This window comes from Serpens gallinarum (assembly GCF_014836765.1).
GTDB classification, from domain to species: Bacteria; Pseudomonadota; Gammaproteobacteria; order Pseudomonadales; family Pseudomonadaceae; genus Serpens; species Serpens gallinarum.
Genome location: NZ_JACSQG010000012.1, coordinates 43,531 through 57,899, shown reverse-complemented (window position 1 = coordinate 57,899; position 14,369 = coordinate 43,531). Strand labels below are relative to the sequence as shown.

Annotated in this window: 12 protein-coding genes; 2 read left to right on the top strand and 10 right to left on the bottom strand. The window is 61.2% G+C overall.

All coding sequences use genetic code 11. The annotated features are described in order from the left end of the window. Positions 1–97: 97 nt before the first annotated feature. The 4 genes from dusA to H9642_RS16405 form a co-directional block, all read right to left on the bottom strand. Entirely contained in the window at positions 98–1,111 is a 1,014-nt protein-coding gene (dusA, locus tag H9642_RS16420) for a tRNA dihydrouridine(20/20a) synthase DusA (RefSeq protein ID WP_251837547.1), read from the bottom strand. A 121-nt stretch (positions 1,112–1,232) separates the two neighbouring features. Beyond that, entirely contained in the window at positions 1,233–1,682 is a 450-nt protein-coding gene (cynS, locus tag H9642_RS16415) for a cyanase (RefSeq protein WP_251837546.1), read from the bottom strand. A gap of 154 nt (positions 1,683–1,836) precedes the next feature. Beyond that, the gene (locus tag H9642_RS16410) at positions 1,837–2,844 is read right to left on the bottom strand and encodes a diaminopimelate dehydrogenase (RefSeq protein ID WP_251837545.1); all 1,008 of its coding nucleotides are present in this window, start codon (positions 2,842–2,844) and stop codon (positions 1,837–1,839) included. Positions 2,845–2,932: 88 nt separating this feature from the next. Further along, positions 2,933–4,870 (bottom strand): DNA topoisomerase III, encoded by a 1,938-nt coding sequence (locus H9642_RS16405; protein ID WP_251837544.1) that lies wholly within the window; start codon positions 4,868–4,870, stop codon positions 2,933–2,935. 206 nt (positions 4,871–5,076) lie between these two features. Between H9642_RS16405 and H9642_RS16400 the strand changes: the two genes are divergently transcribed. Then, positions 5,077–5,544 carry a YiiD C-terminal domain-containing protein gene (locus H9642_RS16400; protein WP_251837543.1) on the top strand — a complete coding sequence of 156 codons (468 nt, stop codon included), beginning with the start codon at positions 5,077–5,079 and terminating at the stop codon, positions 5,542–5,544. On the opposite strand, the gene H9642_RS16395 is transcribed toward H9642_RS16400, so the two are convergent. Next, on the bottom strand, positions 5,531–6,658 hold the full coding sequence (locus H9642_RS16395; protein WP_251837542.1) for a mechanosensitive ion channel family protein: 1,128 nt from the start codon (positions 6,656–6,658) through the stop codon (positions 5,531–5,533). The two genes, H9642_RS16400 and H9642_RS16395, sit on opposite strands and share 14 nt — an antisense overlap. 448 nt (positions 6,659–7,106) lie before the next feature. On the opposite strand from H9642_RS16395, the gene H9642_RS16390 reads away from it, so the two are divergent. Next, on the top strand, positions 7,107–8,369 hold the full coding sequence (locus H9642_RS16390) for an OprD family porin (RefSeq protein ID WP_433962719.1): 1,263 nt from the start codon (positions 7,107–7,109) through the stop codon (positions 8,367–8,369). Between the two features lie 288 nt (positions 8,370–8,657). Here the strand turns inward: H9642_RS16390 and H9642_RS16385 are convergent, their stop codons facing one another. From H9642_RS16385 to H9642_RS16365, 5 genes are all read right to left on the bottom strand, one after another. Then, on the bottom strand, positions 8,658–9,473 hold the full coding sequence (locus tag H9642_RS16385; protein ID WP_251837541.1) for an enoyl-CoA hydratase/isomerase family protein: 816 nt from the start codon (positions 9,471–9,473) through the stop codon (positions 8,658–8,660). A gap of 82 nt (positions 9,474–9,555) precedes the next feature. Further along, positions 9,556–10,602, bottom strand: coding sequence for a 3-ketosteroid-9-alpha-monooxygenase, oxygenase component (locus H9642_RS16380; RefSeq protein ID WP_251837540.1), 1,047 nt, complete (start codon positions 10,600–10,602; stop codon positions 9,556–9,558). Positions 10,603–10,723: 121 nt separating this feature from the next. Continuing rightward, entirely contained in the window at positions 10,724–11,305 is a 582-nt protein-coding gene (locus H9642_RS16375; protein ID WP_251837539.1) for an EthD domain-containing protein, read from the bottom strand. 102 nt (positions 11,306–11,407) lie between these two features. After that, positions 11,408–12,793, bottom strand: a complete 1,386-nt coding sequence (locus tag H9642_RS16370) for a DUF1329 domain-containing protein (protein WP_251837538.1) — start codon at positions 12,791–12,793, stop codon at positions 11,408–11,410. A gap of 204 nt (positions 12,794–12,997) precedes the next feature. Further along, complete coding sequence (locus H9642_RS16365) at positions 12,998–14,236, bottom strand: helix-turn-helix transcriptional regulator (protein WP_251837537.1); 1,239 nt, start codon at positions 14,234–14,236, stop codon at positions 12,998–13,000. Positions 14,237–14,369: the final 133 nt, after the last annotated feature.

Below are 14,369 nucleotides of genomic sequence, written 5' to 3'. Positions count from 1 at the left end.
TTTTTTCGCCGTAGCGAAGGGCACAAGCCCTTGGAGCATATCAGCAAGTTGCTACGCGGAGATTACCGCCGCTGTTTTCCGCCGGAGCCGCAATCCATTAGCGCCCGGCCAGCATCTCAATGGCCTGGTCGAGCACCGCCAGCGGCTCAGGCGCCTTGTGCACGTCCACCGACAGCAGTTGGCGGAAACGCCGGGCGCCCGGAAAGCCCTGCCCCAAGCCGAGCACGTGACGGGTGATGTGATGCATCACGCCGCCTTCGGCCAGGTGACGCTCGATATACGGACGCATGCGCGCCAGCGTTTCAGCGCGACTGATCGACGGCGCCTCGCTACCAAACAGCTCTGCATCCACCTGGGCCAGCAAATAAGGGTTGTGGTAGGCCTCGCGGCCGAGCATGACACCATCGAAGGTCTGCAGATGGGTTCGGCATTCATCCAGGGTCTTGATCCCGCCGTTGAGGATGATTTCCAGGTCCGGAAAATCGCGTTTCAGCTGCGCGGCGACGTCATAACGCAGCGGCGGGATTTCGCGATTGGCCTTGGGCGACAGGCCTTCGAGAATGGCGATGCGCGCATGCACGGTAAAACTGCGGCAGCCCGCCTCGCGCACCTGGCCGACGAAATCGCACAACTCGGCGTAACTGTCACGGCCATCGATGCCGATCCGGTGCTTGACCGTCACCTCGATGCCGACCGCATCGCGCATCGCCTTGACGCACTCGGCCACCAGCGCCGGATGGCCCATCAGGCAGGCGCCAATCATGTTGTTCTGCACGCGGTCGCTGGGGCAACCGACGTTCAGGTTTACCTCATCGTACCCGGCGGCCTCGGCCATTTTCGCGCAGGCGGCCAACTCGTCCGGCCGACTACCGCCCAACTGCAGCGCCAGCGGATGCTCACACTCGTCATGGCGCAAAAAACGCTCGGGATGATCACCATGCAGCAACGCCCCGGTGGTGACCATCTCGGTGTAGAGCAAGGTATGGCGGGACAATTGGCGCAGGAAGTACCGGCAATGCCGATCCGTCCAATCCATCATCGGCGCCACGGAAAAGCGACGGGACAGGGTGGGAAACGTTGTTGCGGAGGTCAAAACGGGTTCAGCGTGCATTCGATAACGTCTGGTGTGGAATTGCCGGGGAGCGATTCTAACAGGAAGCCAGAGACGCAATCGAACGCTGCCCCGTGACCGGCCACGCGTGCCGGTCCGGGAACCGATTAGCCCTGTCGCCTCAATAGCTTTTGTAGGGCAGGAATTTGCCGGACAGCACCACGTTGACCCGATCGCCCTTGGGGTCTTCCTCTCGCTGGATGTCCATCGAAAAATCAATGGCGCTCATGATGCCGTCACCAAACTCCTCGTGAATCAGCTCCTTGAGGGTGCTGCCATAGACGTTGACGATCTCGTACCAGCGATAGATCAGTGGATCGGTGGGCACAGCGCTGGGCAATGACCCTTTATGGGGCACGATCTGCAGCCAGGCCACGGCTTCGTCAGACAGGCCAAACAGGTCGCCCACGGCTTCTGCCTGGGCCTTGTCAAACGTCATCTGGCCCAGGCAGGCGGCCGTGGTCCACTCCTTGGACAAGCCGAGCGCTTCCGCAACCTGCCGCCATTTCAGGCCTTTGCTGACCTTGGCGGCCAGAATCATTTTGGTGACGTCTTCACGACTGGAAATCATGTCTGTCTTCCTCTGTGGGTTGAACACCGAATGTGCTTGAAGGGATCAGCAACGGTACGGGAGACCATAGCCGTCCCGTACAAAGCAAAAATTGATCCCAAGCAACTCGCGGCCCCAGAAAGACAGCCTTAAACAGCCGATCGGCGTTGTCGCGTTACAGCAACTCTTCGCGCAGCTGCGCCGGCGACTTGATCGACAGCAGGCCCGGTGCAACGTCGAAAGCGGTCTTGGCGCCGAACTGGCCCTGCTGATTCAGGCGGTAAGCCGCACGTGCGTAGGCCACCAGAACACTGGCGGTGAATTCGGGGTTGCTTTCCAGCTGCAGCGAATACTCGACCACTTGCGCATGGGCCTCGCTGGTGTTGCCGCTGCGAATCACGAAACCGCCATGGGGCATGCGGTTGTGCTCGGTGCGCAAGGTTTCTTCATTGATGAAGTTCACGCGGGTGTCGTAATCGGCGAAGTAATGCGGCATGCCCACAATCGCCTTCTCCACCACAGCGGCATCAGCGCCTTCTTCCAGCACGACATAGCATTCACGGGTGTGCTTTTCGCGAGTGGACAGCTCGGGACGCGCACCGCTACGTACCCGCTCGATTGCATCCGGCGAAGGGAGCGTGTACTGCACACCGGCCTTGACGCCCGGCACCCGGCGCACGGCATCGGAATGCCCCTGACTCAGGCCCTTGCCCCAGAAGGTGTAGGTCACGCCATCGGGCAGCAGCGCTTCGCCATACAGGCGGTTGATGGAGAACATGCCCGGGTCCCAACCAATGGATATCAGCGCCGTCTTGCCGTGGGCCTGGGCCGGCGCGTCCACCGCAGCGAAATACTCGGGAATGCGTGCATGGGTGTCAAAGCTGTCCACGGTATTGAACAGCGCGGCCAGGGCCGGCCCCTGCTCGGGCAGGTCGTCCTTGGAGCCACCACAGAGGATCAGCACGTCGATGGTCTGCTGGAACTCGTTCAGCGACGCCATTGCATGCACCGGTGTTTGCGCGAACAGCGGCTTCAGGTCAGCCGGCGCGCGGCGGGTAAAAATCCCCGCCAGCGTCATGTCCGGATTTTTCGCGATAGCGGCCTCGACGCCGCGCCCCAGGTTGCCGTATCCGACGATACCGATGCGAATCTGCTTGCCCATAAATCCCCGTTCTTCATTCACCAAAAAGATCCGTCGCAGTGCTCACAGTGGCTGAGCGCGACGGCGCGAAACTCTACACCATCCCAGGCGGGATGATGCACCTGAGCGCTCAACGCGCTGTTTTTCGGCCCGGTTTCGTCGTGCGTTTTGCAGCGCCAGCGGTACGCTTTTTCTTCCAGGGTGCTTTGCCCTGCCCGCCCGGATGCGCCGGCCCGCTGATGGTCAGACACAAACCGAGACAGCGCTGCACATGCTTGCTCATCCACGCCGATTGCTTGGCGACAAACTCCTCTAACGACATCTCGCCGCTTTGTACCATGTCCAGCGCCTGCTCCCAGATCGCTGTGGTGCCGGGATCGGCAATGGCACGCGGCACCGCATCGATCAGGCTGAACGCCGCCGGACTGGCCGCCAGGGCCTTGCCCTGCTTGGTGAGATAACCTCGATCCAGCAATCCCTGGATGATCCCGGCGCGCGTCGCTTCGGTGCCTATGCCGGTGGTGTCCTTGAGTTTCTGCTTGAGCAGAGGATCGTCCACCAGCTTGGCGACGTTTTTCATCGCCTTGATCAGGTCACCCTCGGTGAAGGGCTTGGGTGGCTGTGTCCACAGGTCCTTGAGCGTGACCTGGGTTACCGCGCAATCCAACCCTTCGGCCAGCGCCGGTAAGGTTTGCGGCTGCACCGCTTCGCGACCCTTGGCAGGCGCCAACGCCTCGGGCAAGGCGCGCTTCCAGCCCGGCTCGGCAATTTGTTTTCCCACGGCGCGTAGCGCCTGCCCGGCGCATGCGAAATCCGCCTGGGTGCGGTCGTATTCATGGCTGGGCAGAAACTGAGCCAGATAACGCGCCCGGATCAGGGTGTAGACCGCGCGCTGCCGGCCCTGCAGCCGCTCCAGCCCCGCTGCGGCGGCGGTCGGAATGATACCGTGGTGGGCGCTGATCTTGGCATCGTTCCAAGCCCGTGAACGGCGCTGCGGGTCGAGATATTTATGCAATGTGGTCAGCCCCGGATCGGCACGTACCAGGGCTGCAAGGATGGCCGGCGCTTCGCCATGCTGGCTGAGCGGCAGGTAGCCACAATCGCTGCGTGGATAGGTAATTAGCTTGTGGGTTTCGTAGAGGGCCTGTGCGATATCCAGGGTTTCCTGGGCGCCAAGTCCCAGCTTCTTGGAACACACCTCCTGCAACGTGCCGAGATCGAACGGTAAGGGCGGCGCTTCGCGCACGCGTTCGGTGCGCAGTTTCATCACCCGAGCGTGGGTAGCATCGCTCATCGCGTTCGCGGCATTCTGCGCCAGCGCCTGATTCAAGCAGCGACCTTGATCGTCGCAGGCCTCTTCCGGCGCTCGCCACTGGGCGGTGAAAACACACCCCTCGGCCAGCAGCGCGACGTCAATTGCCCAAAACGGCACCGGCACAAAGTCCTCAATGCTGCGATCACGGTCCACCACCAACCGCAGCGTCGGCGTCTGTACTCGCCCCACCGGCAACACACCTTGATAACCAGACTGCCGACCCAGCAGCGTAAACAAGCGGCTCATGTTCATGCCGATCAACCAGTCGGCACGCGAACGCCCCAACGCGGCATGGTAAAGGTTGAAGGTCTCGGCACCCGGCTTGAGCGAGGCCAGCGCCTTGCGGATCGACGCCTCATCCAGCGCCGACAGCCAGAGCCGCTGGATCGGCCCGCGATAACGGCAATGCTCCACCAGCTCGCGGGCAATCATCTCTCCTTCGCGGTCCGCATCCGTGGCAATCACCAGCTCACGCGCCTCGCCCAGCAGACGCTTGACCGCCTTGAACTGGCTAGCCGTCCTGGGCTTGACCTGCATTTTCCACTGCGCCGGGATGATCGGCAGATCAGCCAGCGCCCAGCGTTTGTAGCGCGCGTCATAGGCATCCGGCGGCGCGGTTTCCAGTAAATGGCCGATGCACCAGGTCACCGTGACATTGGCCCCCAGCCAGCACCCGTCGCCACGGCGGCTGGCGCCGAGCACCTTGGCAATGTCCTTGGCCTGGGAAGGTTTTTCACACAAAAAAAGCCGCATAGCTGCCATCTGGATTGTTGCGATGGCCACAGGATGCGCAGAGGGACGCGTTGAGGCAAGGACTTTATCTGGATGGATGTACAGTAATACACCCTGCCGACGACTCTATTGCCACCCGCTGCCTGCGCCGCACCGACTGACAGAACATTGCAGCTTGCGTGACCGGCGAGGATCATGCGCCCACGTACCACACCCAGGCCCGCACCATGACATCCGAATGCCGCTTCCTTGAAGACCTAATCCATCAAGACATCCCGTTGACCCGTGCCATGGACCTGACGGTCCGCAGTTGGGACGGCAATGAACTGCAACTGGCCATGCCCCTGGCCGCCAACAGCAACCACAAGGGCACCATGTTCGGGGGCAGCCTGTATAGCCTCAGCGTGCTCGCCGGCTGGGGCTGGCTGACGCTGCGCCTGCGTGAAAGCGACCTGGACGCGGGGCACATTGTCATCAAGGGTGGCCAAATTGAATACCCACTGCCGGTGGCCGAGGATTCAGTGGCGATCTGCGCCGCCCCCGCCGATGACGTCTGGGATAAGTTCGTCGCCCAGTACCGCCGTCGTGGCCTGGCCCGGCTGTACCTGGACATCCGCATTCCTGCCGCTGGTGGCGCCGACGCCGTGCGGCTACACGGCGAGTATGTACTGCAACGCGCAACTAGCGGCGAGTAAGCCACTGCGCGTCCCCCTCTGGCTGGTTGGCGGGCGGAGCTTCCATCGGCAGCCCGCCGACTCTGACCTCGGGCAATCGCCCACCGCTGAATTCCACGCGGCGAATCGGAAAGGCAAAGCGCACGCCCATTTCCTTGAGCCCGTCGATCAGGCCCAGATTGATCTCCTGCTGGATATCCATGTACCGGTTGTAGTCGGCCGTCTGCATGATGTAGACCACCTCGTAAGTCATCCGGCTTTCATCGAAGGCAAGAAGATGGGCGCGATCAAATTTCACCTCGTCTAGAGCGTCGATGATGCGCTTTACCAGTTGGCCAACCTGACGCGCCTTATCGCTCGACGTGTCGTAGGCGATGCCGAACGTGAAGACGATGCGGCGGGTATTCATGCGCTTATAGTTGTGCACGACCTGCCCGAGCAAATCAGCGTTCGAGCAGACCACTTGCTCGCCGCTCAGCGCGCGTATGCGGGTGCTTTTCAGCCCGATGTGCTCAATGGTGCCGGACACCGACCCAAACACCACGAAGTCGCCGATCTCGAAAGGCTTGTCGATACCGATGGACAGCGAGGCGAACACATCGCTTAGCAGCGTCTGCACGGCCAGTGCGATGGCGATGCCGCCCACACCAAGACTGGCCACCAGAGCGGTAATGTTGACGCCAAGATTGGCCAGGATGGACAACAGCATCATGGTCCACACGACCAGGCGCACCATGATGCCGATGAGGGTGGTCGTCACCGGATTGCGCGCGATGCCATCGCGCGTCAGGCTGTCCATCCACAGACGCACGCCGACATCCGCCCAGAGCGCTATCTGAAACGCCAGGGCAATGAACCAGCCGTGGGACATCATGGCTTGCCAGCGCTCCGGCAGCTCCACCACTTTCAGGCCGATCAACAACGAGAAGGCGAACAGCAGCAAGTGGCTGGTACGCGCCAGCATCTGCGCCGCGATGGCGGTCAACCGGCCATTGGATTTCTCGGCACGCTCTTGCAGCCGCTTCGTGACAAAGGACAGTACAACGCGCAGCACCCCGTAACTGGTCAGCGTAACGGCCAGTACCAGGGCGACCCGAATCCACAAGGATTCGTCCAGCACTACATCCCAATTCATTATTTGAGCCTCTCCCGAAAAAACGCCAAATGCCGGCCTGCTCCGGCAACGGCCGGACGCGCAGGCACAGCTTTTCGGGTCCCCTCAGGTCGATAAGTTCAATAACCGGGAGGCCAAGACCCGGCATAAGGTCCGTCGAGCGGTCGCGCGCTCCGTGAGGACCTTATCGCCCGAACCCCCTTTTGTAGACCGGTTCTTATTGCTTCTTCAGACAGCATTAACGCGTTCGTTAATCGCACAAAAAGACATCAACCGAATTGAATCCGCTCACTTGACTTCCCAGACTGCCCGCCCCGCAACGGCACCCTCGCAACGCGCAGGTTGGCCTGACCGAGGCGCCATGCTGAAACGCCGAATCTCCTAGAACAGCCAACACCCTCCCCTCTGCAAACGCCTATCCGCAAGCGCGGCGGGGAACTTTTCACCTTGAAAAAAGGAAGCAATAAGAATGAAAGCATCGCTTTACTTCATTCCCAGCACGCTTGCCATTGCCGTCATGGCCTCCAGCCTCTCGGTTGGCGTCCAGGCCGCAGGCTTCATCGAAGATGCCAAGGTCAACCTGGGCATGCGTAATTTTTATTTCAACCGCAACTACCTCGAGCACCCTCGTACGGACCAAGACCGGGCCGAGGCGTGGACGCAGAGCTTCATCCTCGACGCCCGCTCGGGCTTCACCGAAGGCCCCGTCGGCTTCGGTATTGATGTGCTGGGTTTGTACGCAGTCAAACTCGACGGCGGTCGCGGCACCGCCAGCGGTAGCGATTTGCTGCCGATACAGGATGACGGCCGTGCTGCTGATGACTTCGGCCGCCTCGCAGTGGCCGCCAAGGCGAAGTTTTCCAATACAGAGCTGAAGGTTGGTGAGTGGGCTGCTGCACTGCCCGTGCTGTGGGCTGACGATGGTCGTTCGCTGACACAAACCTTCAAAGGTGGCCAGCTCACGTCCCGGGAAATCGCTGGCCTGAGCCTGTACGGTGGCCGTTTCAACGGCAACAGCCAGCGCAACGACGCCAGCATGGAGCGCATGTCCTACAGCGGCATTTACAGCAGTGCCTTCGACTTTGCGGGTGGTGAGTACCGCTTCAACGACAACAACACCATGGTCGGCGTCTGGCACGCTCGCCTGGAAGACGTCTACAAACAGAGCTACGTACAACTCACCCATAAGCAACCGGTCGGTAACTGGGTACTGGGCGCCAATCTCGGCTACGTCAACGGCCAGGAAGAAGGTGCCGCCAAGGCCGGCGATCTGGACAACAAGGTCTACCAAGGCAGCTTCTCGGCCCAAACCGGCAACAACCGTTTCACCCTCGCCTACCAGAAGCTCAGCGGCGACACCAAATTCATGCGTATCGATGGCTCCAGCGGCCGCACCCTGGTCAACGACAGCTTCACCAACGACTACGGCAACCCCAACGAGCGCTCCTGGCAGATTCGCCACGACTACAACTTCGCGGGCATGGGCATCCCCGGCCTGACCCTGATGAACCGCTACATCAGCGGCGACAGCATCCATACCGCAGCAGGCCGCAAGGACGCTGAAGAGTGGGGCCGTGAATCCGAGCTGGCCTACACCCTCCAGGAAGGTGCGCTAAAACACCTCAGCGTACGCTGGCGTAACTCCGACGTGCGTCGCGATAGCGGTGTGGGCCCAGGCTTCGACCTGCATGAAAACCGTTTGATCGTTCACTACCCGCTGTCGATTCTGTAAGGCGGTCAGCGGTTCCTTGGCGTTTGATTCCTTTACGCAGGGTTGGCCCGTCTGCGCGACGGGCTTTTTCCTCACGGAAGACCACACCGTCAAGTGCTGATTGAGCAAAGGCGGTGCCGTACGGCCCGGCGTATGGGAAAACAAAATACCAGGCATAAAAAAACCCAGTCACCGCCAGGTGCCTGGGTTTTTTGGATTTTTCGGTCAGCAAAAGGCGCTCGAGCAATCACGGGGATAGCGGCCTCACCATGAGGAGCGCGACTGCGACCAAGATCGCAGCCGCCGCCGTTACGTCGATGTCGAGGCCGTTGTCGCCGCCAGCTGGTCTTGGCGAACGCTGCGTCGTGCCTTGGCCTCGAAAAAAGCGTCCAGCGCAGCTGGGAAACCGGGGCGTGCCACGCATTCGACAAACGCCTCCCGCTCGGCCTCCAACTGACGGTCGAGGGAGTTATCGAATGAAGTCCGCAGAAGCCGCTTGAGGTGCGCTAGCGCAAACGGGTCACGCGCCTGGAGGCGCTCCACCATGTTCCACGTTGCCTGCGTCAACTGCGCAGCGGGGACGACGCGAGTGAGCAAACCCAGCTTCAGTGCCTCCTGAGCATCGAATTGTTCGCTGAGCATTGCGATCTCGATCGATTTGCGCACCCCTACCAGCCGCGGCAGCGCCCACGACGCGCCACCGTCACAGGATGTCGCAATGTCGCTATAGGCGAAATTGAAGCGCGTGCCTTCGGCGGCTATCGCGAGATCCGCGACCATCATCAGACTGAGGCCGGCACCCGCAACCGCACCGTGCACGCTTGCCACAACCGGGACCGGCATGGCATCCAAGAGGCGGATGCTCTGGTGCAACGGCGTGAGTATGCGCTTGGCGGCATCGAGACCCTGCTTTCTCAGCTCGTGAAGGTCGCCCCCAGCCATGAATGCGCGCCCTTCACCACTCAGAAGCACGACACGGGCGTCAGGATCGTTCGCGACCTGCAGGCAGGTCTCTAGCAGGGCTTCAGCCGTTTCGGCATTCAGTGCGTTGAGCACCTCGGGCCGCGCGAAGCGGATGTGGGCGACATGGCCATTACGCTCAAGCAAAACGGGAGAACGGGGCATGTTCCGGGTCACCGAACCAAGGAGGCCCTTTTGGGCCTCGGTTAAGACAGGTAGGAGCGGCCGCTCAGGGCAAACCGCCTGATCACTTCGGACGCAGATCAACCGTGACGATTTCGCGGCGCTCGGCCATGCTCGCCGGCACCTGGTCCTCGTCGGTGAAGAACTGCTCGTACCATTCGCGCAGCTGGTACACCGGGCCGTCGTTCTCGGCCAGGACCGGCTTGTCGATACGGATCTTGTTCTTCCAGATCACCACGTCCTGGTAGAACGAGTTGCGGTTGCCGGTGACGTATTGCTTGGCGACCTCGCGGGTCTGCTCCTCGGTCATGCCTTCCACTCGCTTGACCATGCAGCCGAAGCGCAGCACGAAGCTATTGGGCGAGATCGGCACGTGGCTGTTGAGCAGAATGGCATGCACCTCGACGCCGCCGAAGGTGGAGCTGAGGCGGGTGAAATGCGTCGCCGGGCCGTAATAGGCCGAGTCCGCAGACAGGCCGCCGCCCAGGCGCTCGGAGTCTCCGCGGAAGATCTGATGGCCGATATGGCCTTCGAAGATGTTGGTGAAATAGGTGGTCGGCGTGCCATGCACGGGCCCGAAGTGCTGCGCATCGGCCAGGTTGTCTACCAACTCGCGCGGGTTGGTCTCGATCACCATGGTGTCGATGTTCCACTCATGGATCCACTCGTCGCTGTCCATTTCCGGCAGATGAGGAATCACCACGCCTTCGCGCGGGGGCCTGCCTTCAGGATTGTTCCAGACGAACACCAGCCCGTTCTCGATACAGGTCAGCCAGCTGCGCGTCTTGGCTTTCGGCGGTATCCGCTTGCAATAGGGAATGTCGACGCACTTGCCACTGGCATCGTACTTCCAGTGGTGGAACGGACAGACGATGCGGTCGCCCTCCACGGTGCCATGGGAAAGGTCGGCCCCCATGTGCGGGCAGTAGGCATCAAGTACGTGGATATCGCCCTTGGTGTCGGCGAAAGCCACCAGGCGGGTGCCGAAGGCCTCCAAGGTGTGCGGTTTACCGTCACGGTATTCTTCAACCGCCCCCAAACAGTGCCATCCACGGGCATAGCGGTAGGGTTTGAGCGTGTCTTCGACACTGATTTCTACGAGTTTCGTCATCATTATTATCCTCTAATGAAACCCAGTGACTGTCAGGTACTGCTGGCCCGCATCTTCGAGCACAGCAGCTCGCCATTCATCCTCCGCATGGACTAGGCCAAAGGTCATAACGCCATACCGCTCAGTTGCACACGGAGGCGCAGGAAGCGACGTTCAGACGTATTGCACCGAGCGCCGAGAAGGCCGCTGGCAGCGCATCGACTGTTGGCGACTCCAAACTGAGCAACGCGGCATAGGGGAAATCGCTGCACCAGTAGGGCTGCAGCTCTTCCAGGCAAGCAGCCGAGCGTAAATGCAGCGGGATGTTCTGGAACGCTGCTGTCAACGCCTGGCGGTCGACCGTGCTGTGCGGGATCAGCCAGAGCTCGCGCTCAGCAAGCGGGCGCGGCGCAAGCGGCTCGCCACACAACAGAGATGCCTGCGCTGTTCGGGTACGTTCACGCTCGATGAACTTGCTTTCGTCCTCTGCCAGCGCCGGCCCAGCAGGCGTCGCCATGGCCGCCTCGATATCGAAGTCGTCCGGATAGGCGAACTCGCAGAGGCAATCGAACCCCACCGACACGGACGGATCCGCGTAGTTGCGGCGATACAGTTGCGGCGGAAAGAAACCAAGCGCCAGGGGCGCGTGCTGGTTTTCGTAATAGCGCCGAAAGGCTTCAGGAGTGAAATCCTCTCGGCGCCGGATCAGGCTCAGGTATTTCAAGGAACCTCCGGTACGCCGTCGCGGGGAGCGCCGACGCACGGTTCGTTACCGATGAAGTCGCGGCTGAGCGCCGCGACGGTTACTCATGCGTCAGTGCTGCGCTTACTGTCCTGCGCGCCGGGCCGCCTCGGGCCCGAAATCGCTGGGCGTGATGCCGCCCCGGTTCAGGTAGTAGCCGCGACGCTGCTCATTGATGAGGTTGAAGGCCAGGTAGGTTCCGGCATTCAGGTCGTGGTAGAGGCCAACCCCCGCCTGCCAGCCTTGCAGCTCCGGCAGATGAATGGTGTTGAGCATGGAGGTACGCCACAGCTCGCCACGGTTGTCGTAGTTGTCGCCCATCACCGGCATCCAGCTGTCTTCGTCAATGTAAAAGTCACGCTTGCCGTAGAGGTGACGGTAACCCGCCTTCAGCGTGGCCCGTATCACCCACACACGACGCAGCTCATAGCGCATCACGTCGGGATTGATGTGGTTGGGCGTGAGCATGTCGGCGTACTTCCATTCGTTAGAATGAATCTTGTAGTTGTTCGCCGGAATGTACATTTCCTTCTTGCCCAGGATTTCCCAGTCGTAGCGCTGACCCGAGCCATTGAAGATCCGCACCTCATCCACGGTGATGGAACCGCCGGTGCCGGGGAACGACATGTCGTAGCCGTAGCCCGGTGATTGGCGCACGCGGCGGGTGCCGGGGTCGTAGCGCCAGCTCTGGGAGGGATTGGCGACATAATCCCAACTGTGAATCCCGTTGTTCACTTCGCCTTTGTCGCGCTGCGGCAGGAGGGTCAGGTTGCTGTAGTAGGCCGACGCCTTCAGATCCTTGGTGTAGATCACCTTGCCCGGTTCGTTACCCGGCGCCGAGTTGCGCGAGTGCACCCGTCCCCAGTTGACCTTGCCGTCCTTCAGGACGTAGGCGTTGTCGGAGATGTAGTCCTCGGTCCAGGCGTAACGGCCGCCCATGGTCGCATTCATGCGTATTTCTTCGGCCGATTGCGGGATGGGGAACATCACCCCTCCGGCGCGCCCCTCAATGCCCTCGCCATTGTTCACCAGCTTGGCGATGCGCGCGTTCTCCAGCGTGGCGTCACACACGCCCTTGCTGTAGCTGAAGTCGCGGTGCGAAGGGTATACAGGCATTTTGAAGGTGTCTGGATACTGCTTGAACAGGGCCTTCTGGCCAGCGGATAGGCGCTCGGCATAGCGATCCATGTTCTGGACAGTGATCACGAACAGCGGCTTTTCGCCGGCGTAGGGATCTTGCGGGTGGCTGCTTGCCTCGGGGTCGATGCCATCCGGCGCCCCGAACCATTTGCCGCTGAATTCAGGAATGGACCCCTCCGCATTAGCCGCCTTGATGGCGCCGAAGCAGCTCAGCTCCGTACCAAGACGGGCAATCTGATCCGCCGGCAATTGTGCCAGCGCCAGGCCAGAATGGATTTGCAAGGCGAGTACGCTGGCGAGGCCCAGGCCCAATATCTTTTTACGTCGCATATTGTTCTCCTTATTGGTTCGACGGCAGTGCGCGGCACGGCTCGAATGACAGGAGGACCGGAAGGCTTCAACGCCTGGATTAAAAACACGTAGGCGGCGTAGCCCCGATCAGCCCCTGTAACTGCGTGTAGCAGTGCATCGAGTATCAACAGGGGCGTCGGAGCGCAGCATCGTCCGCACGGACTACGGAGGACGACGTGCAGGTCAGGCGGAGCGTCTGACCGAGGTCGCGAGTTGCGGACGCGGTACCGGACTTTCGTAAACGCTGGGTGAACTGCCCAAGGCCATGACACTGTTGAGCATGATCCGGACCAGTTCCGTCTGGCGTCGCACGCCGGTTTTGGAAAAGATCGAACGCAGGTGCGCGCGCGCCGTGTTGCGCCGGATATTCAGCTCTTCGGCCGCCTCCTCCAGCGACAGACCGTTGGCCAGCTCCAGCGCCAGGGCGGTCTCGGCGGGGGTCAGGTTGAACAGCTGTTTGGTTACCATGGTGTTGGCCAGGGATCTTCCAGCCGCATCGCGGATGTAGACCACCACAGCTGGCCGCGCCTTGCTGTCGGCGAGGTCCTGGGAGGGCACGCTCTCGACCACGACGCCGAAGTTCACCTGCCCCGACGGGCGCGAAATCGATACCGCAGCCGTAGCGCTCTCGCCCTCCACATTCTGTCCCGCGAAGGCTGCACGCAGCAGCCGCTGCAACTCTCGATTGTCGCTTGGATAGGTCGCCTCCAGACGGCCTCCGACCAGCTTGAGCCCGTCATTGCTTTCCAGGATCTCGCTGGCCACGGGATTGTACTCAAGCACCTTGCCATTTTCGTCGAGCACCAGGGTGGCCACGGAAAGGCGACTGATGGCCTGCGAGTACAACGTACCCAGCGACGCACTGCGATCGAGCTGCGAGTAAAAACGCATCGCTCTACGCAGATGCGGAACCAGCAGCTCGCATAGGAGGCGATCCGTCTCGCTGAAGGCGGGCGCGGACTTGGGTCGGTTGATCCGAAAACGCAGCACACCGCCCTCAGACGTGGCGATATTCACGCCCAGCATGTGGAAGGTGCTATGGGGATGGCAGTACATCAGATAGTAGGTGGAGCTCGACCACTCGGCCAAGGTCATCAAGTCTTCGATCGTAAACACCACGTCCGGCTCGATGGCGTTGAACGGCGCGCCCTCGTTCTGATAGGTCAGGTACGTGACTGCGCAACTGGGATCATCTATGCCGTCCACCTCACCCGACACGATCATCGGCGCCATCACCGCATCCTCCGAGACGCGAAGAATCAGCGTGACGTAGTTGGCCTGGAACAAGTTGCGCATGAGGTTCATCGCACGCCCAAGGCTCAGCGAATCGAGTGCAGCGTCGTACATGCTGCTGATGATTTCATCGTACTGCTCAACCCCGATACCCGCCTGGGCCAGCAATTGTCTCTGCTGTGGATTCATGCTCGCTCACCTCGGCATTGGGGGCCTGCAGCCCCCTTGTTGTTATTATTTGCTTGCGGTCTGGGCAGACCTTGGTCATGCCCAGACCGCTGAACGGCAGTTCAGGCGCTAGGCCCTTACTCCGAAAGCCTCA

What these genes read in the sequence shown, in the direction of transcription:
- dusA (WP_251837547.1), bottom strand. Translation starts at nt 1,111, where the DNA reads ATGCACGCTGAACCCGTTTTGACCTCCGCAACAACGTTTCCCACCCTG.
- H9642_RS16370 (WP_251837538.1), bottom strand. Translation starts at nt 12,793, where the DNA reads ATGCGACGTAAAAAGATATTGGGCCTGGGCCTCGCCAGCGTACTCGCC.
- H9642_RS16405 (WP_251837544.1), bottom strand. Translation starts at nt 4,870, where the DNA reads ATGCGGCTTTTTTTGTGTGAAAAACCTTCCCAGGCCAAGGACATTGCC.
- H9642_RS16395 (WP_251837542.1), bottom strand. Translation starts at nt 6,658, where the DNA reads ATGAATTGGGATGTAGTGCTGGACGAATCCTTGTGGATTCGGGTCGCC.
- H9642_RS16390 (WP_433962719.1), top strand. Translation starts at nt 7,107, where the DNA reads ATGAAAGCATCGCTTTACTTCATTCCCAGCACGCTTGCCATTGCCGTC.
- H9642_RS16365 (WP_251837537.1), bottom strand. Translation starts at nt 14,236, where the DNA reads ATGAATCCACAGCAGAGACAATTGCTGGCCCAGGCGGGTATCGGGGTT.
- cynS (WP_251837546.1), bottom strand. Translation starts at nt 1,682, where the DNA reads ATGATTTCCAGTCGTGAAGACGTCACCAAAATGATTCTGGCCGCCAAG.
- H9642_RS16400 (WP_251837543.1), top strand. Translation starts at nt 5,077, where the DNA reads ATGACATCCGAATGCCGCTTCCTTGAAGACCTAATCCATCAAGACATC.
- H9642_RS16385 (WP_251837541.1), bottom strand. Translation starts at nt 9,473, where the DNA reads ATGCCCCGTTCTCCCGTTTTGCTTGAGCGTAATGGCCATGTCGCCCAC.
- H9642_RS16380 (WP_251837540.1), bottom strand. Translation starts at nt 10,602, where the DNA reads ATGACGAAACTCGTAGAAATCAGTGTCGAAGACACGCTCAAACCCTAC.